The organism is Parabacteroides sp. Marseille-P3160, assembly GCF_900162725.1.
GTDB lineage: Bacteria > Bacteroidota > Bacteroidia > Bacteroidales > Tannerellaceae > Marseille-P3160.
The window spans coordinates 4,495,368-4,497,355 of the sequence record NZ_LT799418.1 but is presented as its reverse complement, the minus strand read 5'-3'; the positions used below and the strand labels follow the sequence as shown (position 1 = coordinate 4,497,355).

Below are 1,988 nucleotides of genomic sequence, written 5' to 3'. Positions count from 1 at the left end.
CTTGTAAAAAAAGCTCAAAAAAACCGGTAAAAAGATTTGTACAAGCCAAAAAGAAGGTTTACTTTTGCACCCACGTTCGACAATAACCAGCCGGACGCAAGCAAAAGAGTTCATTGAAAGACTGATCATAAAACAAGATGTAGTACAAGGGTTTTGCCCATTCTTTTTTCCGGTGACGAAAAGAAAGAAGGGCAGGATAAAAAAGAGGTCTTCCTTTAAAAGAGGGATTAGTCAATCACTTTTCCCCGAAAGGTATTCTCTCTCTTTTTTTTTAAAAAAAACCAGCCAATAATTTGTACCGTCAATCATCCAAAAAAGGTAAGTAAGGAAAAGACAATAAAGAACGGGATTTTGAGCCAAGGAAATAAAAAGAAAACAATTTTGACAACGAAGAGTTTGATCCTGGCTCAGGATGAACGCTAGCGACAGGCTTAACACATGCAAGTCGAGGGGCATCACGGGATAGCAATATTCTGGTGGCGACCGGCGCACGGGTGAGTAACGCGTATGCAACTTACCTGTCAGAGGGGGATAATCCGGCGAAAGTCGGTCTAATACCCCATAAAACAGGGACCCCACCTGGGGTTATTTGTTAAAGGATTTATCGCTGACAGATAGGCATGCGTTCCATTAGGTAGTTGGTCGGGGTAACGGCCCACCAAGCCATCGATGGATAGGGGTTCTGAGAGGAAGGTCCCCCACACTGGTACTGAGACACGGACCAGACTCCTACGGGAGGCAGCAGTGAGGAATATTGGTCAATGGGCGAGAGCCTGAACCAGCCAAGTCGCGTGAAGGATGACTGCCCTATGGGTTGTAAACTTCTTTTATAAGGGAATAAAGTGCGGGACGCGTCCCGTTTTGTATGTACCTTATGAATAAGCATCGGCTAACTCCGTGCCAGCAGCCGCGGTAATACGGAGGATGCGAGCGTTATCCGGATTTATTGGGTTTAAAGGGTGCGTAGGTGGGTAATTAAGTCAGCGGTGAAAGTTTGTGGCTCAACCATAAAATTGCCGTTGAAACTGGTCACCTTGAGTATGTTTGCTGTAGGCGGAATGCGTGTTGTAGCGGTGAAATGCATAGATATCACGCAGAACTCCGATTGCGAAGGCAGCTTACAAAACCATCACTGACACTGAAGCACGAAAGCGTGGGAATCAAACAGGATTAGATACCCTGGTAGTCCACGCCGTAAACGATGATTACTAGGGATTTGCGATATAGTGTAAGTCCTACAGCGAAAGCGTTAAGTAATCCACCTGGGGAGTACGCCGGCAACGGTGAAACTCAAAGGAATTGACGGGGGCCCGCACAAGCGGAGGAACATGTGGTTTAATTCGATGATACGCGAGGAACCTTACCCGGGTTTGAACGCATTAGGAATACGATTGAAAGGTTGTAGCTAGCAATAGCCTATTGCGAGGTGCTGCATGGTTGTCGTCAGCTCGTGCCGTGAGGTGTCGGCTTAAGTGCCATAACGAGCGCAACCCTGATTGTCAGTTGCTAGCAGGTAAAGCTGAGGACTCTGACAAGACTGCCGGCGTAAGCTGTGAGGAAGGTTGGGATGACGTCAAATCAGCACGGCCCTTACATCCGGGGCGACACACGTGTTACAATGGGGGGGACAAAGGGGCGCTACCTGGCGACAGGATGCCAATCTCAAAACCCTCTCTCAGTTCGGATCGGAGTCTGCAACTCGACTCCGTGAAGCTGGATTCGCTAGTAATCGCGCATCAGCCATGGCGCGGTGAATACGTTCCCGGGCCTTGTACACACCGCCCGTCAAGCCATGGGAGCCGGGGGTACCTGAAGTACGTAACCGTCAAAGGATCGTCCTAGGGTAAAACCGGTGACTGGGGCTAAGTCGTAACAAGGTAGCCGTACCGGAAGGTGCGGCTGGAACACCTCCTTTCTGGAGACTCGAAGTTCCGTGAAGTCTTTTCTTTACGAAAAAGAAGAGGATGAACGACAAAAAGGTACGAATG

At 48.7% G+C, this 1,988-nt stretch carries 1 rRNA gene; it reads left to right on the top strand.

What is annotated here, in order from left to right:
- Positions 1–384: 384 nt before the first annotated feature.
- Positions 385–1,915: ribosomal RNA gene (locus tag BQ8014_RS17930) — 16S ribosomal RNA — on the top strand.
- Positions 1,916–1,988 lie beyond the last annotated feature (73 nt).